This window comes from Allorhizobium sonneratiae, from assembly GCF_023700755.1.
GTDB lineage: Bacteria > Pseudomonadota > Alphaproteobacteria > Rhizobiales > Rhizobiaceae > Allorhizobium > Allorhizobium sonneratiae.
In genome coordinates this window covers 231385-251310 of sequence record NZ_JAMKOJ010000007.1, presented here as the reverse complement: position 1 = coordinate 251310, position 19926 = coordinate 231385, and the positions used below count along the sequence as shown (strand labels likewise).

Here is a 19926-nt window from a genome sequence, read left to right as displayed (position 1 = left end):
CCAGAAAGCGACAGGGCTGCATCCTTGTCAAACGGAAAAGACTTGAATTCAGGCACGGGACTTTCCTTCAAGGCGCGACAGGGGATCGGCGAAAACAAAAAGAACGGTTCCAAGCGCCCATCGGACAGCACCATGCAACAAAAGCGCCTCGGTCAGCATGGCCAGTGCCGTCGCCAGAGCCGCACCTGTCAGTCCGTAGAGCGGGATCAGCATCGTATTGAGACCCAGATTGACGGCCAGCGCAACAACATAAAGACCGACACACAGATTTTGCCGCCCGGCCATGGTCAAAAGCATTTCACCGGGACCGATCATCGCCTTGGTCAGGGCGCCACAAAAAAGGATCGCCATCAGCGGATAGCCAACAGTAAAACTGGGACCGAACAGCCCAAGCAGGAATTTGCCGCAGGCCAGGACCAAGAGACCGATGACAAGCGAGGGCCAGAAGGTCCAGCGCGCCATCTTCCCGGCAAAGGCAGCCAAAGGTCGCAGATCCTCTTCATTCATCAGCGCGGAAAACCGCGGCCCCGCCGCCGCCTTGACGGCAAAATAAACGAATTGCACCAGCGCCATGGTCTTTGCCGCGGCAAAATAAATCCCGACATGATCCGGCGGCAGATAAAATCCGACGATCACCACATCCGAATTGGTCAGAAGAAACAGAAAGCCCTCGATAAAGAAGATCGGCAACGCCACCTTGAACCAGGCGAGAAACTCGATCCGCCATACACCCGGCAAAAATTTGTTGCGTAGCCTGATTGTCACCGTCAGAAACTGGCTGATCGTCGTCACATAGGTGGCGGCAAGGGCGGCCTGCATGGCCGTTGTCGCCGTATGCGGCAGGCCCAAACCCACCGCCGACAGCATGAAGAGCAGAATCAGAACCGGACGGATGATATAGGTGGGGCTCAGGGCCGCCACCGGCCAGCTATTGGCCCGCGCCGTACCATCCAAAACATCGCCCAGCGCAATCATCGGCAAAGCGAAGAGGCCAAGAAATAGCGGCGTCATGTAATACCCGGCAATCCGGTCTCCGGCAAAATGCAACACCACCAGACCGATCAGAGCGATTGCGCTGGCCAGCCCCATGGCAAACAGTCTGACCGTTCCTGTCAGGCCACGGATGGCCTCGATTTCATTACGGGCTTGATATTGCGGCAGAAACCGGATGACGGTCGAATGAAAACCAAGACAGGACAGATTGCCGGCCAGCACCACCAGGACCCAGACAAAAACAAAGATACCATACTCGAACTCGCCCATCAGCCGCGCCTGGACGATCTGCGAAAGGAAAGCGATCGCCGCGCTGACAATGCGAATGATGAAGGCCGCAAGCGCCATGGACTGCGCCTGCCCCACATCATCATCACGGTTAAGCATCATGGCAAGACGGTCAATACGGCTGCGCAATGGCGGCGGCAAATATCGGGCGATGTGTTCAACGACTGCAACAATCACGTGCAAATTCACCTTGACTGGCAAAGGTTACCGTATCATTCCTGAAAAAGGGCAGGATTCAACGAATCATCCAGCACATTCAAACTGTTGCATGACAGCGCACCTGCTGCGTTTTATCAGAGCCCAGGAACGGCAAACCAGCAACATGCCTGCGACCAGCCCCCGGTAAAAGACACAAAAAAGCTTACGGCACCCGGTTGCCAGCCGAACGCACCGTCAAACGTCTGTCTGACCTTTATCGATCAAGATTAAGATTAAATTACCAAAGAACCGAATTTTTTAAATATTTACCGCGCCTGCAAAAGATCTGAAACCGATGCAGGCGCGTTAAATACTCACTCAAACCACGTAGGTTCCGTGGCAGTGCTTGTATTTCTTACCCGAACCGCAAGGGCATGGCTCGTTTCGGCCAACACGGCCCCAGCTTTCGGGATTGTCCGGATTGCGATTTTCACCGCTGACAGCCATCATCCGCGATGCAAATTCATCCTGCCCAGTCATCGGATCAAGATGATGCGCCTGCATGACCGGCAGCACCGGTTCCGGCGGCGCTTCCTGCATGATTTCCACCCGCATCATCTGGGAGGTGACGGTCTCGCGCATATTGGCCAGAAGCGCCTGGAAAAGCTCGAACGCCTCAGCCTTGTATTCCTGCAGCGGATCGCGCTGGGCATAGCCACGGAACCCGACAACAGAACGCAAATGATCGAGATTGACGATATGCTCGCGCCACAGCGTGTCGATGGTCTGCAACAGCACGGAGCGCTGGATGTAGCTCATCAGTTCAGGGCCGAAACGCTGGGCCTTTTCTGCCATCACCTTGTCGGCAGCGGCTTTGATCCGCTCGACCATATCGTCTTCGGCAATACCCTCTTCCGTAGCCCATTCTTCAACAGGCAGATCGAGATTGAGGGTTTCGGTAACGCCGGTCTTCAATCCTTCGATATCCCACTGCTCGGCATAGGCACGCTCCGGGATATGGGTACGCACCAGCGTATCGATCAGTTCATGCCGCATATCGGTGATGGTCTCGCCCAGATCTTCGGCATCCATCAACTCAACCCGCTGCTCGAAGATCACCTTGCGCTGATCGTTGAGCACGTCGTCATATTTCAACAGGTTCTTGCGGATATCGAAGTTGCGGGCCTCAACCTTTTTCTGCGCCCGCTCCAGCGCCTTGTTGATCCAGGGATGAACGATGGCCTCGCCATCCTTCAAGCCCAGCTTCTGCAGCATCGACTCCATCCGGTCGGAGCCGAAAATGCGCATCAGATCGTCCTGAAGCGACAGATAGAATTTCGACCGGCCCGGATCGCCCTGACGGCCGGAACGGCCGCGCAGCTGGTTATCGATACGGCGGCTTTCATGACGCTCGGTGGCAATCACGTAAAGCCCGCCAGCTTCAAGCGCCTTGGCCTTGAGTTTTTTCACTTCGTCGCGGATTTCCTGTTCCTTGGCATCGCGCTCGGGACCGGGTTCCATGCCTTCCAGTTCCCGCTCCAGCCGCATGTCGATATTGCCGCCAAGCTGAATGTCGGTGCCGCGACCGGCCATGTTGGTCGCAATGGTCACGGCGCCGGGAACGCCGGCCTGAGAGACGATATAGGCTTCCTGCTCATGATAGCGGGCGTTCAGAACCTGAAAATTCTTGAAGCCGGATTTGCGCAGCAGTGTCGCCAGAAGCTCTGATTTTTCAATCGAGGTGGTGCCGACCAGAACCGGCTGACCTTTTTCATGGGCAGCCCGGATTTCCGTGATGATCGCCTGATATTTTTCCTCGACGGTCCGATAGACCTCGTCATCCTCGTCGATACGGGCAATCGGCAGATTGGTTGGCACCTCGATGACGTTCAGCCCGTAGATATCGGCAAATTCCTCGGCTTCCGTCGTTGCCGTGCCGGTCATGCCGCCAAGCTTCGCATACATGCGGAAATAATTCTGGAAGGTGATCGAGGCCAGCGTCTGGTTTTCCGGCTGGATCGTCACCTTTTCCTTGGCTTCCAGCGCCTGATGCTGACCTTCGGAATAGCGCCGTCCCGGCATCATACGGCCGGTGAACTCATCGATGATCACCAGCTCGTCATTGCGGACGATGTAATCCTTGTCGCGCTGGAACAGCTTGTGTGCCTTCAGCGCATTGTTGATGTGATGGACGATGGCGACATTTTCGACATCGTAAAGCGAGGCGCCTTTCAGAAGGCCAGCGTCCTTCAAAAGACCCTCCAGCTTTTCGGTGCCTTCCTCGGAGAAGTTCACAGTGCGCTGTTTTTCATCCAGCTCGTAATCCTCTTCGCTCAGCATCGGAATGAAGGCGTCGATGGTATTGTAAAGCTCGGAGCGGTCGTCGAGCGGACCGGAAATGATCAGCGGCGTGCGCGCCTCGTCGACCAGAATCGAATCCACTTCATCGACGATGGCGAAGTTGTGACCCCGCTGCACCATCTGGCTGCGCTCATATTTCATGTTGTCGCGCAGATAATCGAAACCAAGCTCGTTATTGGTGGCATAGGTGATGTCGCAGGCATAGGCGGCCTTGCGCTGGTCATCATCCAGGCCATGCACGATGACGCCTGTGGTCAGGCCGAGGAAGCTGTAAAGCCGGCCCATAATGGCCGCATCGCGGCTGGCGAGATAGTCGTTGACGGTCACGACATGCACGCCCTTGCCCGAGAGCGCGTTGAGATAAACGGCAAGCGTCGCCACCAGCGTCTTGCCTTCGCCGGTCTTCATTTCGGCAATGGCGTTTTCATGCAGGATCATGCCGCCGATCAGCTGTACATCGAAGGGCCGCATGCCCAAAGAGCGTTTCGCGGCTTCGCGTGCAACGGCAAAGGCCGGCACCAGAAGATCGTCCAGCGTCTTGCCGGCCTTGATCTGCTCACGAAATTCGAGGGTCTTTGCGGCAAGTTCGGCGTCACTGAGCGCCTTGATGCTGTCTTCCATCGCATTGATGGCAGCCACGCGCGGCCGGTGCCCTTTGATGCGGCGATCATTCGAGGAGCCGAAAATTTTACGGGCGATGCCGCCGAAGCTGACCATGGCCATGGTCCTTTCTGAAATCCGTCACAAGATTTCGCCTCCGCCAGCCTTGTGAAACCGGACGAAGACGTTGCGTCCATCAAACTGCTCTGGACGCGGGATTGCGTGACAGATAAGAGGGGGGTCGGATTATGTCAACGGGACAGCATAGACCAGAAGCGCCACATTGCCGTGGTTTTGGGAGATTATGGTCTCGTCGGCTGTTTCGGTCGGCCTCTTACAAAGGGTATTCTTTATGGTCCGTTCTCACAAACTTCTGCTGGCCGCCTGCGCGGCTCTGGCCGTCTTCTCCACCTCCGCTCTGGCGGATGATCCGGTCGTCGCCAAAGTCGGCACGCTGGAAATCCATCAGTCCGAGCTTAATCTGGCCATGGCCAATCTCGATCCGCAATTTGCCCAGATGCCTGAGGCGCAAAAGAAAGTTGCCGCCCTGTCCGGCGCGATCGACGTGAAGCTTCTGGCTGGCGAAGCCAAAAGCGAAGGACTGGAAAACGATCCCGCCTTCAAAGAGCGCATGGCCTTCATCAAGGACCGCGAACTGCACAATGCCTTCTTCAAGAAATATGTCGTCGACACCACGACCGACGCCGAAGTCAAGGCTCGTTACGACAAGGAAATCGCCGCTCTTCCGAAAGAAAAAGAAGTTCACGCCCGTCACATTCTGGTGAAGACCGAGGCCGAAGCCAAGGCCATCATCAAGGAACTGGACGCCGGAAAGGATTTCGCCACGCTTGCCAAGGAACATTCCACCGATCCGAGCAAATCGGATGGCGGCGATCTCGGTTACTTCACCAAGGGCCGGATGGTGCCGGAATTTGAAAAGGCCGCCTTTGCGCTGAAGCCCGGCACCTATACCGAAACGCCGGTCAAGACGCAGTTCGGTTACCACATCATCAAGGTGGAAGATGTGCGCGACGCCCCGCCGCCGGCCTATGACGATGTGAAGGATCAGGTCCGCCAGCTGGTGATGCGCGACAAATATCTGGCGCTGCTTGAAAAGGCCAAGACCACCGAAAAGGTCGATATTCTCGATCCCGAGCTGAAGAAGGGCTATGACGCCATCAACCAGCCGAAGCAGCAGGCCGCTCCGGCTCCGGCACCGGACGCAGCTGCCGCGCCCAAGCCCTGATCTGTCACCCTGGCCCGCCTCTCTCAGGCGGGCCAGTTGCCCTCCTTTCGCAGATTCCCCGGTTTTGCAGGTCTTTTGCCATGTCCGCCAGCGTCTCTCCCCTTGCTCCAAAAGAATTCGCCGCCATGCCGCCCATTCGCGGCGTCGCCATGGCCACGGCCTCAGCCGGCATAAAGTATAAAAACCGCACCGACGTGCTGCTGATGGTATTTGACAAGCCGGCCAGCGTCGCGGGCGTGTTCACCCGCTCGAAATGCCCTTCTGCGCCTGTGGATTTCTGCCGGGCCAATCTGCCCCACGGGCTGGCCCGTGGTGTGGTGGTCAATTCCGGCAATGCCAATGCCTTTACCGGCGTCAAAGGCAGGCAGGCAACGGACATGACGGCCAAAGCCGCTGCATCGGCGCTCTCCTGCGGTGAAAACGAAATCTATCTGGCCTCCACCGGCGTCATCGGCGAACCGCTGGATGCTTCGAAATTTGCCGGCGTGCTCGACGCCATGACCGCTGAAGCCAAAGGCGATTTCTGGCTGGAAGCGGCAAAGGCGATCATGACCACCGACACCTACCCGAAGGTGGCGACCCGCACCGCCGAGATCGGCGGCGTTGCTGTCCGGATCAACGGCATTGCCAAGGGTGCGGGCATGATTGCGCCGGACATGGCGACCATGCTTTCCTTCGTCGTCACCGATGCCAATATTGCCCCTGCCGCCCTGCAAAGCCTGCTGTCGGCAGGCGTTGGACCGAGCTTCAATTCCGTCACCGTCGATAGCGACACCTCCACCTCCGATACGTTGATGCTGTTTGCCACGGGTGCGGCGGCAGAAGACGGTCAGGCACGGGTCGAAAGCGCCGATGATGCCCGCCTCGACGGCTTCCGCGCCGCGCTCAACGATCTCCTGAAAGATCTGGCGCTGCAGGTGGTTCGCGATGGCGAAGGTGCGCGCAAGATGATTGCCGTGACCGTCAAGGGCGCGGAAAACGATGCCGCCGCCAAGCGCGTGGCGCTTTCGATTGCCAATTCGCCGCTGGTCAAGACGGCCGTTGCCGGGGAAGACGCCAATTGGGGCCGCGTGGTCATGGCCGTCGGCAAAGCCGGTGAAATGGCGGACCGTGACCGCCTTGCCATCTGGTTCGGCGAGATCCGCGTGGCGGTGAACGGTGAACGCGACCCCGCTTATTCCGAGGCGGCCGCCAGCGCCGTGATGAAACAGGACGACATTGCGATCACCGCCGATCTCGGCCTTGGCAAAGGTGAGGCCACCGTCTGGACCTGCGACCTGACCAAGGAATATGTTGCAATCAATGGAGACTACCGGAGCTGATGGGAATGCAGGAGCAGTCGGGAACCGAGGTCAATCTGCCGCAGGTCCGGCGTCTGGAAGCCGTCAGCTTTCGCGCATGGCCCGCAGCCTTGGTGCAGTATGATGGAAGCTGGCAAATCAGGCTGACCGGAGGTCACCCCTCGAAACGGATCAACTGTGTTGTCGCCCTCGACCGCTCGGACACGCGCGACATCAGGCTCAGGCTGGAAAAGGCATCGCGCAAGTTCGAATCCTATGGCAGGGCGATGATGTTTCGGCAAACACCTCTGGCCGCACCGGAGATCATCGATATCCTGCAACAGGACGGCTGGAGGCACATTGAGGAAAATCTGGTGATGACGCTCGATCTCAATGCTCTTGACGGCTATGAGGCGATGGACCACCTGCCAACCCATGATATCGGCCGTTTTCTCGATGCAAGCATCGCTCTGCATAATGACGACCCCGCGCTCAAGCCCGGACTTGCCGAGGTCATCGGCAATATAAAACCGCCTTATGGGCTGTTCCTCAAGGAGGCGCCGGGCAATGACCTGATCTCCTCGGCGATCTGCGTGCAGGATAACGATATAGCCGGTCTCGTTCAGCTTGTGGTGAACCCGGATTATCGCGGTCGGGGCGAAGGGTTTGAATTGACCTATGCCGCCCTGCGCTGGGCACGTCTGCGTGGCGCACGACTGGCATGGCTGCAGGTCACCGCCAATAACAGCTCCGCCCTTTCGCTCTACCGCAAACTCGGCTTCACCGAAGCCTATCGCTATGTCTACTGGAGCCCTGAGAGCAGATCATGACCCCGCGCCCCATTCTTCTGGTCGCCGCCTGTGCGCTTGTCGATAGCGATGGCCGTATTCTTCTGGCGCAGCGGCCGGAAGGCAAGCATCTGGCCGGATTATGGGAGTTTCCAGGCGGCAAGGTCGAACCGGGTGAATCGCCGGAGGAAACCCTGATCCGCGAACTTGACGAAGAACTCGGTGTCACAACAAAAACCGATTGTCTTGCTCCCCTCACCTTTGCCAGCCACACCTATGACAGCTTTCACCTGTTGATGCCGCTTTATGTCTGCCGCCGGTTTGAAGGTCTTGCCCATGGCCGTGAGGGACAGGTGGTCAAATGGGTCCGCCCGCAGGATATGCGCTCCTACCCGATGCCGCCAGCCGATGAGCCACTCATTCCCTTCCTGCTCGACCTTCTGTGAGGAAAATCATCTGCCAAACCCGGCATTTGACTGATCCTCGGCTATTATTCCCCTGATTTTCAGAGGTCTTGGTTCCTTTGCCGGCGAATCTCGCTTATGCTCAGCCTGCTGGGGGCGATTCCACTTTTTCCGCATCGCTTAACAGAGTGTTAATCACCCTGCCTGCATTATAGTGAATATAGGATTGCTGTAGCGTATTGGATCACTGCAGCAACTGGCACAGCGTCTGCCTGTTTTATCACAGGCGTGCTCGTGTCGTTGGCAGGAAGGTGACAGACAGGAATGGTGTGCCAGTGGCCGAAGCATGGCTCCGGACGGGTGACATCAGGCCGATATTGAATCGAAGCCTTTGATAAACATTGAAAATGCTGCATGGCTGCATGCCAAAGAAGCAAAACAGACAAAACGGCCATATGCGATATGGCAACAAGGATGGGATGATGAGCAAGGACGTTGAAAGGAACGGGCGGCAGTCGCAACGTGCGACGTCCAGATCCGCAAGAATGGGTGTTATCAATCTTGCGCTGCTGTTTGCTGTCGCCGCTGTGGCCATAACTCTGGTCGTCACGCCTCTTCTTTCGGATAAAAACGATTCCGGCCAGATCGCATCCGCTCCGGTAGAACTGGATACGCTGGCGACAGGTTCGATTTCCACAACGACAGATCAGGGCAAGCGATACACCATCCGCCGCAGCGTCTTGCAGAAAACGCCTGGTGCGGTTTGTATCGTCGACCCCTCCAACGGCAACAATGGCTGCTGAAACATTCAGCGAAAGCCCATGTGTTTTATCAGAAGTATATAAGGCGCCGTCCCAGCGAATAGGATTGACTGCGACAGGCTTTATCATTTGCTTTGCCGACTATATATATTGTTGCATGAAGAACATGAAACACGGCATGGTTTAGAGCAGTTCCAGGAAAAGTGTGAAACGATTTAGCGTCCTTTGTGCATTTTATGAAACGCACGGCGCTGTATGCGCAGCAAAATGCTTCATATCAAAACAATTCTCGCCCTATCTCTGAGATGATGACAAAAGCATCTTTAGTGGCCAGATCACGCTCGCGTCGCCGTCATCTTGACGAACACACGCTCTGGAACAGGTACGGAATTGACGGTTTTATCAATATAATCAGTTTTTTCACTCATTCACTTCTGACCAGATAAAACCGGGATGCTCTCAGCATATCTGCTCAGTGACACGGTTCCGCTGGGCACCTGCGCTAAATTCTACAGTCAAAATTCATAGGATAGATAAAAATCTCGAGCGTTCCTTGAGCCTCTCTTAACCCCCTGCCCCTTATGTATAAAGGAAGAACTGTAAGAGGTGGGGCACTGTGGTACGGAAATTTCTTCAAGAAACATCTGGCGCAACTGCCATTGAATATGGACTGATCGTCAGTCTGGTAAGCCTTGGTCTTTTTGCCGGTCTGAGCAATTATTACAATGCCTTCACCCTGATCTTCAATTTCATTGTTGCCCATATGGCCGTCTGAAAATTGCATCTTCAGAAAGCAGATGTCGTGACACAATGCTTTTAAGATGGAAGAACGTTTTTGAGCGCATCAGCCAGCCTGATCTTGGCCGATCCCGGTTTCAGCGGTTTGGCCTGACTTTCATGCGGTGACCATCCGGACACATAAATGATCGAGAAACTGGCCCGAATGCGACCATCCGGATCACTGAACCGTTCGGCGTAAAGCTCAGCGGCCCGCATAAAAAACCTTCGTGTTAAAGGGATACGGCTGCGATCGAGCATCGGGTTGGTCATTCCCATGGCGCGCAGATCGCGCATCAACCCGAAAAGATTGTCGTAACGCACCGTATAGTCTTCAACATCCACCACCGGCAGCGAAAAACCGGCCCGCTGCAACAGACTGCCCATATCGCGCACATCGGCAAAGGGAATGACTCTCGGGCTGGCACCCCCGCTCATCTCGGCTTCGGTCGCCAGCAATACGTCGCGCAATTCACCGAGCGTTCCCGCCCCCGCAAGAGCGGCGAGAAAAAGCCCGTCCGGCTTCAGCGCACGGCGGATCTGAATCAGGGCGCCGGGAAGATCATTCGCAAGTTGCAGCCAGAGCGGCGCCAGAATCAGATTATACTTTTGTTCCGCAAGACCAAGATGGTCGAAATCTGCTGCCGTCTCAGAGCCATGGGCGCTGATTTCGGCCTGATCCATCTGCTCGATCCGGCCCGTTTCCACACAGGATCTGGCCACTCGGCCATCCATGCCATTCATTTCAGCCGCCATCTCGAAACGACGCTCGACAACACTGAGACGTTCCGCCAGTTCCTTTGCCACAATATCCAGCAGAAAGCCGGCACCGGGATCGGCGATCCTGAACGCACGTTGCCGGTTGCGCAGGATTTGATCTTTATCGAAAAGCGAGGTCATGCTCAGCACCCTGAACGGATTGATCGATCCGAACACTGGAAAGATTTCTGGCCCACACATAGGCGTGCGACGCCAGGCTGGCAACCGGCTGCCCCGATTTTGCAACCTGTTCACAAAAGTTTGGAACGATGCTCACCAGCAGGCAAAAAAAAGGCCGGCTGAAAGCCGGCCAGAAAATCTTCGACTGGAAATCGAAGCGCGAAATGCAAGCAAACGGGCAAAATACCCGCAGGGTCGTCGTCAAAGTGGCATTGCACAATCCGGAAACCGTCAGGCCAATAACACCGGACCGTTTATAGCGTCGTACGTTTAATAAACGTACATAAGATGATGTAATATTTTAAATCTGAAGATGACCATTGTCACAGACGGATCAAACCGTCGCATCACCAGGCAGGCTCAGCTGGTTCAGCACATCGCTGCCATAGGAGAGACCGCTACTGATCGATGCTTCCAGCTTTTCCAGCAACTCCTCTTCAATATTGCCGGTATTGCTGCTGTCTGAACTCGAGGACGTGCTGCTGGTGCCGGACGACGTGGAGGTGCCGGAACTGCTGTCGCTCGACGTAGACGACGTTGATGCGGACGACGTCGAACTTCCAGTTGCGCTGGTCGATGCCGTGGACGACGTGCTGTCGTCAGACGTCGCGCTTGCGGCATCCGATGGCGGTGGTCCGAGCGGCGGCGGCATCCGACCGCCCGTGCCGAGCATGGCCAGGCTGTCGCCAGTCGTGTCGTCGTCATCACCCGTCTGACTGGTGGACGTCGTGGACTGGGAGGCTCCGGTCAACGCGGAGAGCCAGGACGCCAGATCTTCGTCGGAAGAACTGTCGGAAGAATCGCTCGTCGAGCCGGTCGTTGTCGAACTGCTGGACGAAGCGGTCGACGTCACACTGTCGCTATCGGCATCGGCGGGCGGCGGACCAGGTGGTGATGGCGGCATTTGACCGTTTGCAGCCGTTGCCGTGGTCGTGCAGGCGCTGTCACTGCCGGTCGATGTGCTATCGGTACCATCAGCCGTTGCTGACGACTGGCTAAGGCTCATCAATTGCGACAGCCATTGCTGGAATTGAGCGCCAGCATCGGTTGATGTGGTATCGTCCGTATCGGAACCCGACGCACTGCTCGAATCGTCCGATGATAGTGCGTCCAGAAGGCTGTCGCCCGAGCCGGAACTGTTCTTGCCCTTAGAGAGACTATCGAAGAGTGATGAATCACTATCTGTATCGCTGGTGCTCGTCTGTTTCTTCACATTCGCATAGGAAAAAAGGGAATTGCTTGTCCCTGAAATCTGCATTGGCCTCTCTCCGGTTCTGGCCGTGCCTCAGTTTCGCCGCATCCCGTTCCGTCCCCAAACGGCGTTCCGCCATTCCGAATTACTTGCATTGACTTGCCTGAAGCTGATGTTGAGGCCTGCTCAGCGTCAGGCTGTGGCTGACAAGCGCAAGACATTGCCTGAGGTGAGAGACACGATCTTCTTCACCGTCACGATAGGGCATGGGCGAAAAGGCAATGTCCATCAGCATCCGTGCAAGCGATAGAGTATTGCCAACCGTGATCACGCCTCGGCGAACCTGTCCGTCCAGCCAATCGGCCAGTTCATGGCGTGATCGTTCTGCCCCCTCACGCAAAAAAACATCCCGCAATCTGGGATGATCATGAATATCGCGCAGGATGGCGCGAAAAAAAGCCCGCCGCTCCTCCTCTTCTTCCGCAGTCAGATCGATGAAAAAAATCATCTCCAAGACCTTGGTAAAAGGCAGATCCTCATGCTCTGGCCGCGGCAGTGCCAGCATTTTATGCCGATGCTCGGCCACCACCGCCCCGAGCAGGGTCTCCTTTGAGGGGAAATATCGATAGAGTGTCTGCTTGGAAATATGGCAGAGGCCAGCAATTTCATCGGTGGTCGTGGCAACATAGCCCTTGGCCTTGAAGGCTTGATAACTGGCTGACAAAATTGCGTCACGTTGCCGCTTTTCATCCTTTGGTGGTCGCCCGCGGCGCGTGTTTACCTTTTCTTGCCGTTTATTCATGCTAGCTCCGGTTGACATGCAAAAGGTGAAAGATTTATCGGTACGTCATGGTACTTAAAATATCAAAGCAGTCCAGAGCATCTGCCGTAAAACCGCAGAACAGGCATGGCGGACAGGCCGCCGGAAATGGAACATCGTGAAGCGGCGAGCTTGGATCATCATCGTTTTTTGCGTTGCCATGGCGGGCGCCGTCAGCCTTTATGCCGCGCTGAAAAAAAACGGCAATGGAACCGATGGCTTGCTGACGGCTGATGTCAAGCGCGGCACTATCGAAGAAACGGTGCTGGCAAACGGCATTTTCAAGCCCTATCGGCTGGTGGCAGTGGGGGCGCAGGTTTCCGGTCGCATCACGGCGCTGCATGTCAAAGTTGGCGATACGATCAAGAAGGGCGATCTGGTTGCCGAAATCGATTCCGTCACCCAGCAGAACAGCCTCAAGACATCCGAAGCATCTCTTGCTGATTACAAAGCGCAGAAGGTTGAGGCCGAAGCCACGCTGATCAATGCGGAACTAACTCTTGCGCGACAGAAAAGACTTGTTGCCGGCAATTCCGGCACACAGTCCGATCTCGAAAGCGACCAAGCCACCCGAGACAAGGACAAGGCCGCAATCGATTCGCTCAACGCCCAGATTGACGAAGCTGAGGTGGCGGTGGCAACCGCGCAGGTCAACCTGGCCTATACCCGCATCACGGCGCCCATGGACGGCACAGTGCTTGCTGTCGTCAACCAGCAGGGCCAGACCGTCAATGCCGCCCAGACAGCGCCCACCATCGTTATTCTCGGCCAGTTGGACCGGATGGTGATCCGTGCTGAAATCTCCGAAGCCGATATTCTGCATGTCAAACCGGGACAAAAGGCCTATTTCACCCTGCTCGGCGATCCCGCCACCCGTTACAATACCGTATTGCAATCGATCGAACCGGCACCGGAATCGATCACCAGCGACAGCAGCGTCACCTCTTCCTCATCCTCCAGCAGCAGTTCCAGTAGCTCGAGCAGTTCCAGCAGCTCGGCGATCTATTACAACGGCATCCTGACCGTCGATAACCCGACCGGTCGCTTCAGGACCTATATGACGGCGGAAGTCCATATCATTCTCGGTGAAGCGAAAAACGTGCTGACCGTGCCCTCCTCGGCGCTGTCCATGAGCGGCAAGAACGGCAAGGCCGAGATCAGCGTCATTGGCAAAGACGGCCATATCAGCCGCCGCACTGTCGAAATTGGCCTGAATGATGGCATTAATGCCGAGATCAAATCCGGTCTTGCAGAGGGCGAGAAGGTGGTGATCGGAACGGCTGTCACCGAAACGAGCAGCAGCCGTTCATCCATGCCGCCGCCACCGGGAATGTAAGCCATGGCAATCATCAAACTCTCCAAGGTCACGCGGCGCTATCTGTCCGGCGATGAGGAGATCGCCGTGCTCAAACAGGTCGATCTCGCCATTGAAAAGGGGGAGATGGTTTCGATTATCGGCCCGTCCGGCTCGGGCAAATCGACCCTGATGAACATTCTCGGCCTGCTCGACCGGCCAAGCGAAGGCGTGTATGAAATCGGTGGCCAGCGCACAGACCAGCTGGACAGCGATGCGCTGTCGGCCTTGCGGCGCGAGCATTTCGGCTTCATCTTCCAGCGCTATCATCTGCTTGGCGATCTGACAGCGCTCGGCAATGTCGAAATGCCCGCCATCTATGCCGGCACCCCTTCGCAACGACGTCGAGAGCGTGCCCGGGCGATCCTGGAACGGCTGGGCATGGGCGAACGGCTTGGCCACCGCCCCGGACAATTGTCCGGCGGTCAGCAGCAGCGCGTCTCGATTGCCCGCGCCCTGATGAATGGCGGCGAGGTCATCCTTGCTGATGAGCCGACCGGCGCGCTCGACAAGAACAGCGGCGAGGAAGTGCTGCGCATTCTCGATGAGCTGCATGGCGAGGGCAAGACGATCATCATCGTCACCCATGACGCCAATGTCGCCGCCCGTGCCGAACGGATCATCGAGATCGCCGACGGAAACATCATCGCTGATCGCCGCCAGGAAAAACAACCACAACCGGAAAAGCGCGGCACAGACATATCCTCCCCAGACGCCAGCCAGCGTTTTGCCTGGCTTGGCCGGTTGAGCGAAGCCTTCACCATGGCGCTCAAGGCGTTGATGTCGCACCGGCTGCGAACATTCCTGACCATGCTCGGCATCATCATCGGCATTGCTTCGGTGGTCAGCGTCGTGGCGCTGGGCAATGGCACCCAGCAGAAAGTGCTGTCCAATATCAACAGTCTCGGCACCAACACGCTGGAAATCTTCCCCGGCAAAGGGTTTGGCGATGTGCGCTCCGCCAAGATCACCACGCTGAAGGTTGCCGATGCCGAGGCGCTGGCCCGGCTGCCTTATGTGGCGGCGGCCACGCCTACAGTCTCCACCTCTGGTACGGTGCGCTCAGGCTCCACTGTCGCCAACGCGCTGATCAACGGTGTCGGGTCACAATATTTCGATGCCAAGGGATCGAAATTACTGGCCGGGCGGTTTTTCAATGCGGAAGGCGTCACCTCAATGAGCCAGGAAGCGGTGATCGACGACAATGCCGCCTCCACCCTGTTTGGCAAGCCCTATAGCAATGCGATTGGCAAGACGGTGTTTCTCAACACGGTTCCGGTGCGCATCATCGGTGTGATCGAATCGCAGCAGGGCGGTTTCGGCTCCAGCTCGAACCTGTCGGCCTATCTGCCCTATACCAGCGTGCAGGCCCGGTTTCTAGGTGACATGTCGCTGCGCAGTGTGACGGTGCGCGTGGCCGATGGCATCGACAGCTCGACCGCCGAAGCCGCCGTCACCCGCTTTTTGACCAAGCGGCATGGGGAGAAGGATTTCTTCATCCTCAACACCGACGACATCCGCAAGACCATCATCGCGACCGCCCAGACATTGACCCTGCTGGTTGCCGCCATTGCCGTCATCTCGCTGATTGTCGGCGGTATCGGCGTCATGAACATTATGCTGGTATCGGTGTCCGAGCGGGTGAGCGAGATCGGTGTGCGCATGGCGGTCGGCGCGCGGCGTCAGGATATTTTGCAGCAATTCCTGATCGAGGCCGTGCTGGTCTGCCTGATCGGCGGCAGTCTCGGCATCGGCTTTGCCCTGTCGATGGGCTTCACCTTCAGCCTGTTCGTCAAGCAGATCAGCCTTGTCTATTCCACAAGCTCGATGGTGCTGGCCTTTACCTGCTCCTGCCTGATCGGCCTTGTCTTCGGTTTCATGCCGGCACGTAATGCCTCGCGTCTCGATCCCGTGGCTGCGCTGACCACCGACTGAAGCATCAGGAGGAAAGCCGGGTCCGCGCCTCGCTGCGGATCCGATCCACCATGGACCGCAGGCCATTGGCGCGCTGGGCAGACAGATGCTCGATCAGCCCCAGCCTGCCGAACAGCGCCAGAGCATCATAATCAGCAATCTCGGAGGCTTTTCGACCGCTATAGGCCGACAGCACGATGGCCACCAGCCCCCGCACGATATGGGCATCCGAATCGCCTTCAAGGGTCAAGACGGGATCCGGCCCGTCACCGGGATGAACCACCAGCCAGACCTGACTGGCACAGCCGCGGACCTTGTTCTCCCCGGTGCGCTTGTCCTCCGGCAAGTCGGGCAGCGCCTTTCCCAGTTCGATCACATAGCGATAGCGATCCTCCCAGTCGTCGAGAAAGGCGAAATCGTCGATAATCTGGTCGATGGGGGTCATGGCGTCCAAAGGCTTCCGTTCATTCACAAGATCATGGACAGGCCCTGTCACACAACAAGCCTGTCCGGTGGAAAGGCGATCCACGCTTCCATATAGAGCCTCGGTCGGGAAAGGGGAATCCGGTTTTCGCAAAAACCGCGGGGCGAAAGCCTGGTGCCATTCCGTGTTCTGACAGAAAACGCAGGCCGGAGGACCAGGAAGACGTGATCAGCCTTCCGGCTTCGGCCGGGGGATCGGAACCGAAATCCGCAAGGGTTCGCGCACGCTTGCCGTCACCAAAGGGTCGGACCCTGCCGTCTGATGCGCATCGGAAGCGGCATCGACAGCACCTGCCGCCTGCCCTGCCTGCTGTTTTGTCTGGACAGGCTTGTCGCCGAACTGGCGGTTAAGAATTTCATAAGCCACCTTGGCGCCTTCGCTGGCGCGCTGGCCGATGGCGCTCAGGGTTTCGGCTCCCTTCACACAGACATCCGGCTTTTGCTGACACAGCCCGCCAAGATAATCATAGAGGCCACTTGCCGCGGCAATGGCCGTTTGCGGGTCGAATTTGGCCTCCTGAGCCGTATTGGCGTCCTTGCCGCCGCCGAGAAACGACAGAAGAACCAGAACCAGGGTAAACCAGAACGCGCCTTTGATCAAAAACCACATCGCCGCCACTCGTTTCGTTATGCGACAATTTTGCCGCCTCATCCGGTTGCAATTTCCGGATGTCTGGATCGATCATAGCCAGAGCATGCAAATGGCGCTTTGCAAAAGCTCATCGTATTTTCTGAGAATTTACATAAAATTCGATCTTTCGATATTTGACCCGCATTTTCGTCAAATTGTAGCCTGACGGGTTAAGCATAATTGTGGCTGTGAAGCTGGTTTTGCAGGATTTCCAGCACCTGCGCCCGCCACAAAGATTAACATAACTGGAAAATTACGGAAAATCCGTCGCTTACGTCCAATTAACCATATTTTGCAAAGCATGGTTCGCCTGTCTCGTTCCGGGGCGAAAACGTCTTTTTCCGGCGGTTTTGTGCAAATGCCTTTATCTTTTCCTTAAGGCAGCGACCTCTATTGTGAACCCATTAGAGAGGACCGCTTCGCGGATGGTGAGCGTGCAGGTATTGGGTCAAATCGCTGTTCGGATCAGGTCCGGTTTTGAGGCTGCCATAGCCTCAGCGGTCATGCGCGTCGCCGGAGAGGGCAAGCCATCTCAGCCAGAGGTTGTTGCCGCCCGACACGTGGCCCTCTTTAGCCTGGCGCTGCTTCTGATCATCCCGGCCCTCTTGTCGATCGAGCAAAGCATTGCGCTTGCCCTGCCGCTGGGTGTCGCTCTCGCAGCCGCCTTCTTTCTTATGGCCCTTCCGCCCATTCTTTGGCTTGCGCGCCGCAAGACCCTGCCTGACCAGGATATCTGGCGCTCGATGCAGACCGTGGAAGGCGAGGACCTGTTTTCCGCCCGCTCGGCGCTGATGCCGGGTCTTGCCTTTCTGCTGGACAGTCAGGCGCGCATGGTGCGCATTGGCGGGCGCGAGATGAGCGATTTCCTGCGTTGCCTGCGCGAGCCGCTGGGCCGGCCTTTCATCGATCAGGTGCATGTCACTGACCGCATTGCTTTTGTCAGCGCCATCGACGCCCTGCGCATGGGCGAGAGCCGCACAAGACTGGTATTGCGTCTGGCCATGCCGGATCCGGCCAACGGCCAGATGATGAGCGTCGCTCTCGACATGACCACCTGCACTGTCGGCCAGCACGGTATGAACGGGATCTTCGTACAGATGCTCGATGCAACCCGTGAACAGGCGTTGGCCGAGCGCGTCGATACGCTGAGCGAGGAGTTGCAGGAGGCCCATGAAGCCAAGACCCGCTTCCTCGCTGCCGTCAGCCATGAACTGCGCACACCCTTGAACGCCATTCTCGGTTTCTCCGACATTCTGATGGGCGACTATCTTGGCCGACTTGAGGATGAGCGGCATCGCGAATACGTCCGGCTGATCCGTCAATCGGGCGGTCATCTGCTGTCGGTGGTCAACACCATGCTTGATATGAGCCGGATCGAGGCGGGGCGTTACGAACTGATCGTCGAACCCTTTGCCGTTGCCGATGTCGTGCAGGATTGCGAAAAAATGCTCGGTCTTCAGGCGCGGGAAAAAGGGCTCGCCCTGACCAGCCGCATTGCCCGCGATGTTGGCGAACTGTCTGCCGATCCGCGCGCTGTTCGCCAGATCCTGATCAATCTTGTTGGAAACGCGATAAAATTCACCGATGCCGGTGGTGTTGTCACCATCGATGCGTCACGATCTGCTCATCATATTGTCATTTCGGTCAGCGATACCGGTATCGGCATCGCTGAAGAGAAGGTCGCCGAGCTTGGCCGTCCCTTCGTCCAGATTCAGTCCGATTACAGCCGCCGCTATGACGGTGTCGGTCTTGGCCTGTCCCTGGTCAAAGGGCTGGTTGCCCTGCATGGTGGCGCCTTGTGCATGAAGAGCAGGCCCGGCGAAGGAACCGTTGTGGAAATCACCCTGCCTGCGGATGGGTCCGGTGTCGGCAAAGTCCGTGATGACAGGAACGGTGTTGAATTTCCGCCACGTTTGCAGGCTGACATGCAGGGCCAGCACCACGTGAGCGGCCGACAGGAAGGATTGGATGGCAGCGCGAAAGCGAAAATCGCCTGATAAAAAAAAGCCGGTTCGCAAGCAGAAGGGACTTCTGACGCGGGCTGGCCTTGGCTTTTTGCATCTTCTTGCCCGCCATCCGGGAAAAATCGGCGGTACCTTGACCGTCTGCCTTGCCTTTTCCTGCGTTGCCGCCAATGCCATCTGGTATCAGCCGGAGCGCCATCCCTCTCCCTTTCTGCGCACACGCGATCCCGGCAATTTCAACGCTATGCCCGGTTTCAACCCCTTTGCCGAGCGCAAGGGTCATTTAGGCGATGTGACCACGTTTCGTATCGAGCGGCAAAATACAGATACGCCAAATCCGCCCGCAACCGCAGTGGCCACGGCCTCCCAGCCCGGCACAGACACAAAGCTGGTCAGCGACACGCAGAGCGAACTGCAGCGTCTTGGTCTCTATAACGGCCCGACGGACGGGTTAAACAATCCGGCATTATCATCGGCCATCAGCCGCTATCAGCAGCGCATCGGCCTGCCGGCAACGGGTGAGGCAAGCCGTGATCTTCTTGCCGCCATGAGCCTCGATCAGGCCGCAGCCTCCATTGTACCCAAGGAGCGGCCAAGCTCCATGGAGATCGCAGACAAGACCGACACCCGAAACACATCGTCCTCTATGGCAGCCTCTCAGGCCGATCCGATTGCAGCCGCCATCCGCAATGCGGAAAAAACCCTACCCACGCCGACACCGGTCTCCGCCCAATGGCAGAACACATCTCCTCCCGTCCTGGACGCTGCCAATGCCGACCCGGCGATGATCAGCGCCATTCAGCGCGGCCTGAGCCATATTGCCTATAGCGACCTCGACAGCCCCGGCGTTTACGGACAAAAGACCAAGGCCGCCATTCTCCACTTCCAGCGTCATTATCATCTGCCCGTCGATGGTCAGCCCAGCCCCATCGTGCTAAAGAAGCTAAAATCGATCGGTGCCCTATAAACAATGACAACATGTGAGCCATGACG

General features: G+C 57.2%; 18 protein-coding genes. 11 read left to right on the top strand and 7 right to left on the bottom strand.

Annotation, left to right across the window (positions count from 1 at the left end):
- Positions 1 to 48 precede the first annotated feature (48 nt).
- Positions 49 to 1383, bottom strand: coding sequence for an oligosaccharide flippase family protein (locus tag NAC44_RS14480; protein WP_250941839.1), 1335 nt, complete (start codon positions 1381 to 1383; stop codon positions 49 to 51).
- A 414-nt stretch (positions 1384 to 1797) separates the two neighbouring features.
- Complete coding sequence (gene secA, locus NAC44_RS14475; RefSeq protein ID WP_250941920.1) at positions 1798 to 4497, bottom strand: preprotein translocase subunit SecA; 2700 nt, start codon at positions 4495 to 4497, stop codon at positions 1798 to 1800.
- 235 nt (positions 4498 to 4732) lie between these two features.
- On the opposite strand from secA, the gene NAC44_RS14470 reads away from it, so the two are divergent.
- The 6 genes from NAC44_RS14470 to NAC44_RS21365 all read left to right on the top strand — a co-directional run bounded on the left by NAC44_RS14470 (position 4733) and on the right by NAC44_RS21365 (position 9634).
- A complete protein-coding gene (locus tag NAC44_RS14470; protein ID WP_250941838.1) occupies positions 4733 to 5626 on the top strand; it encodes a peptidylprolyl isomerase in 894 nt (297 codons plus the stop codon).
- Positions 5627 to 5706: 80 nt separating this feature from the next.
- On the top strand, positions 5707 to 6948 hold the full coding sequence (gene argJ / locus NAC44_RS14465) for a bifunctional glutamate N-acetyltransferase/amino-acid acetyltransferase ArgJ (protein WP_250941837.1): 1242 nt from the start codon (positions 5707 to 5709) through the stop codon (positions 6946 to 6948).
- Complete coding sequence (locus NAC44_RS14460) at positions 6948 to 7736, top strand: GNAT family N-acetyltransferase (RefSeq protein WP_250941836.1); 789 nt, start codon at positions 6948 to 6950, stop codon at positions 7734 to 7736. Before argJ ends, NAC44_RS14460 begins: the two co-directional genes overlap by 1 nt.
- The gene (locus NAC44_RS14455) at positions 7733 to 8140 is read left to right on the top strand and encodes a (deoxy)nucleoside triphosphate pyrophosphohydrolase (protein WP_250941835.1); all 408 of its coding nucleotides are present in this window, start codon (positions 7733 to 7735) and stop codon (positions 8138 to 8140) included. The genes NAC44_RS14460 and NAC44_RS14455 overlap by 4 nt, the downstream gene beginning before the upstream one ends.
- Before the next feature lie 440 nt (positions 8141 to 8580).
- Positions 8581 to 8901, top strand: a complete 321-nt coding sequence (locus NAC44_RS14450; protein WP_420839952.1) for a hypothetical protein — start codon at positions 8581 to 8583, stop codon at positions 8899 to 8901.
- A gap of 574 nt (positions 8902 to 9475) precedes the next feature.
- On the top strand, positions 9476 to 9634 hold the full coding sequence (locus NAC44_RS21365) for a Flp family type IVb pilin (protein WP_250941834.1): 159 nt from the start codon (positions 9476 to 9478) through the stop codon (positions 9632 to 9634).
- Positions 9635 to 9675: 41 nt separating this feature from the next.
- On the opposite strand, the gene NAC44_RS14440 is transcribed toward NAC44_RS21365, so the two are convergent.
- Positions 9676 to 10536, bottom strand: a complete 861-nt coding sequence (locus tag NAC44_RS14440) for a methyltransferase domain-containing protein (protein ID WP_250941832.1) — start codon at positions 10534 to 10536, stop codon at positions 9676 to 9678.
- Between NAC44_RS14440 and NAC44_RS14435 the strand changes: the two genes are divergently transcribed.
- Positions 10535 to 10849 carry a hypothetical protein gene (locus NAC44_RS14435; RefSeq protein WP_250941831.1) on the top strand — a complete coding sequence of 105 codons (315 nt, stop codon included), beginning with the start codon at positions 10535 to 10537 and terminating at the stop codon, positions 10847 to 10849. The two genes, NAC44_RS14440 and NAC44_RS14435, sit on opposite strands and share 2 nt — an antisense overlap.
- A 60-nt stretch (positions 10850 to 10909) precedes the next feature.
- Here NAC44_RS14435 and NAC44_RS14430 read toward each other — a convergent pair whose 3' ends face one another.
- The gene (locus NAC44_RS14430; protein WP_250941829.1) at positions 10910 to 11788 is read right to left on the bottom strand and encodes a hypothetical protein; all 879 of its coding nucleotides are present in this window, start codon (positions 11786 to 11788) and stop codon (positions 10910 to 10912) included.
- Between the two features lie 124 nt (positions 11789 to 11912).
- Positions 11913 to 12569, bottom strand: a complete 657-nt coding sequence (locus NAC44_RS14425) for a TetR/AcrR family transcriptional regulator (RefSeq protein WP_250941827.1) — start codon at positions 12567 to 12569, stop codon at positions 11913 to 11915.
- A 136-nt stretch (positions 12570 to 12705) separates the two neighbouring features.
- On the opposite strand from NAC44_RS14425, the gene NAC44_RS14420 reads away from it, so the two are divergent.
- Entirely contained in the window at positions 12706 to 13923 is a 1218-nt protein-coding gene (locus tag NAC44_RS14420) for an efflux RND transporter periplasmic adaptor subunit (protein ID WP_476726966.1), read from the top strand.
- Between the two features lie 3 nt (positions 13924 to 13926).
- Positions 13927 to 15876: a MacB family efflux pump subunit gene (locus NAC44_RS14415; protein WP_250941825.1), complete on the top strand. Its 1950-nt coding sequence runs from the start codon at positions 13927 to 13929 to the stop codon at positions 15874 to 15876.
- 4 nt (positions 15877 to 15880) lie between these two features.
- Here NAC44_RS14415 and NAC44_RS14410 read toward each other — a convergent pair whose 3' ends face one another.
- Both NAC44_RS14410 and NAC44_RS14405 read right to left on the bottom strand, forming a co-directional pair.
- Positions 15881 to 16300, bottom strand: coding sequence for a SufE family protein (locus NAC44_RS14410; protein WP_250941823.1), 420 nt, complete (start codon positions 16298 to 16300; stop codon positions 15881 to 15883).
- 207 nt (positions 16301 to 16507) lie between these two features.
- Positions 16508 to 16948 carry a DUF5330 domain-containing protein gene (locus NAC44_RS14405; RefSeq protein WP_250941821.1) on the bottom strand — a complete coding sequence of 147 codons (441 nt, stop codon included), beginning with the start codon at positions 16946 to 16948 and terminating at the stop codon, positions 16508 to 16510.
- 446 nt (positions 16949 to 17394) lie between these two features.
- On the opposite strand from NAC44_RS14405, the gene NAC44_RS14400 reads away from it, so the two are divergent.
- Together NAC44_RS14400 and NAC44_RS14395 are read left to right on the top strand one after the other, a co-directional pair.
- The gene (locus tag NAC44_RS14400) at positions 17395 to 18966 is read left to right on the top strand and encodes a sensor histidine kinase (RefSeq protein ID WP_274706904.1); all 1572 of its coding nucleotides are present in this window, start codon (positions 17395 to 17397) and stop codon (positions 18964 to 18966) included.
- Positions 18938 to 19900, top strand: a complete 963-nt coding sequence (locus NAC44_RS14395) for a peptidoglycan-binding domain-containing protein (RefSeq protein ID WP_250941818.1) — start codon at positions 18938 to 18940, stop codon at positions 19898 to 19900. Before NAC44_RS14400 ends, NAC44_RS14395 begins: the two co-directional genes overlap by 29 nt.
- Positions 19901 to 19926: the final 26 nt, after the last annotated feature.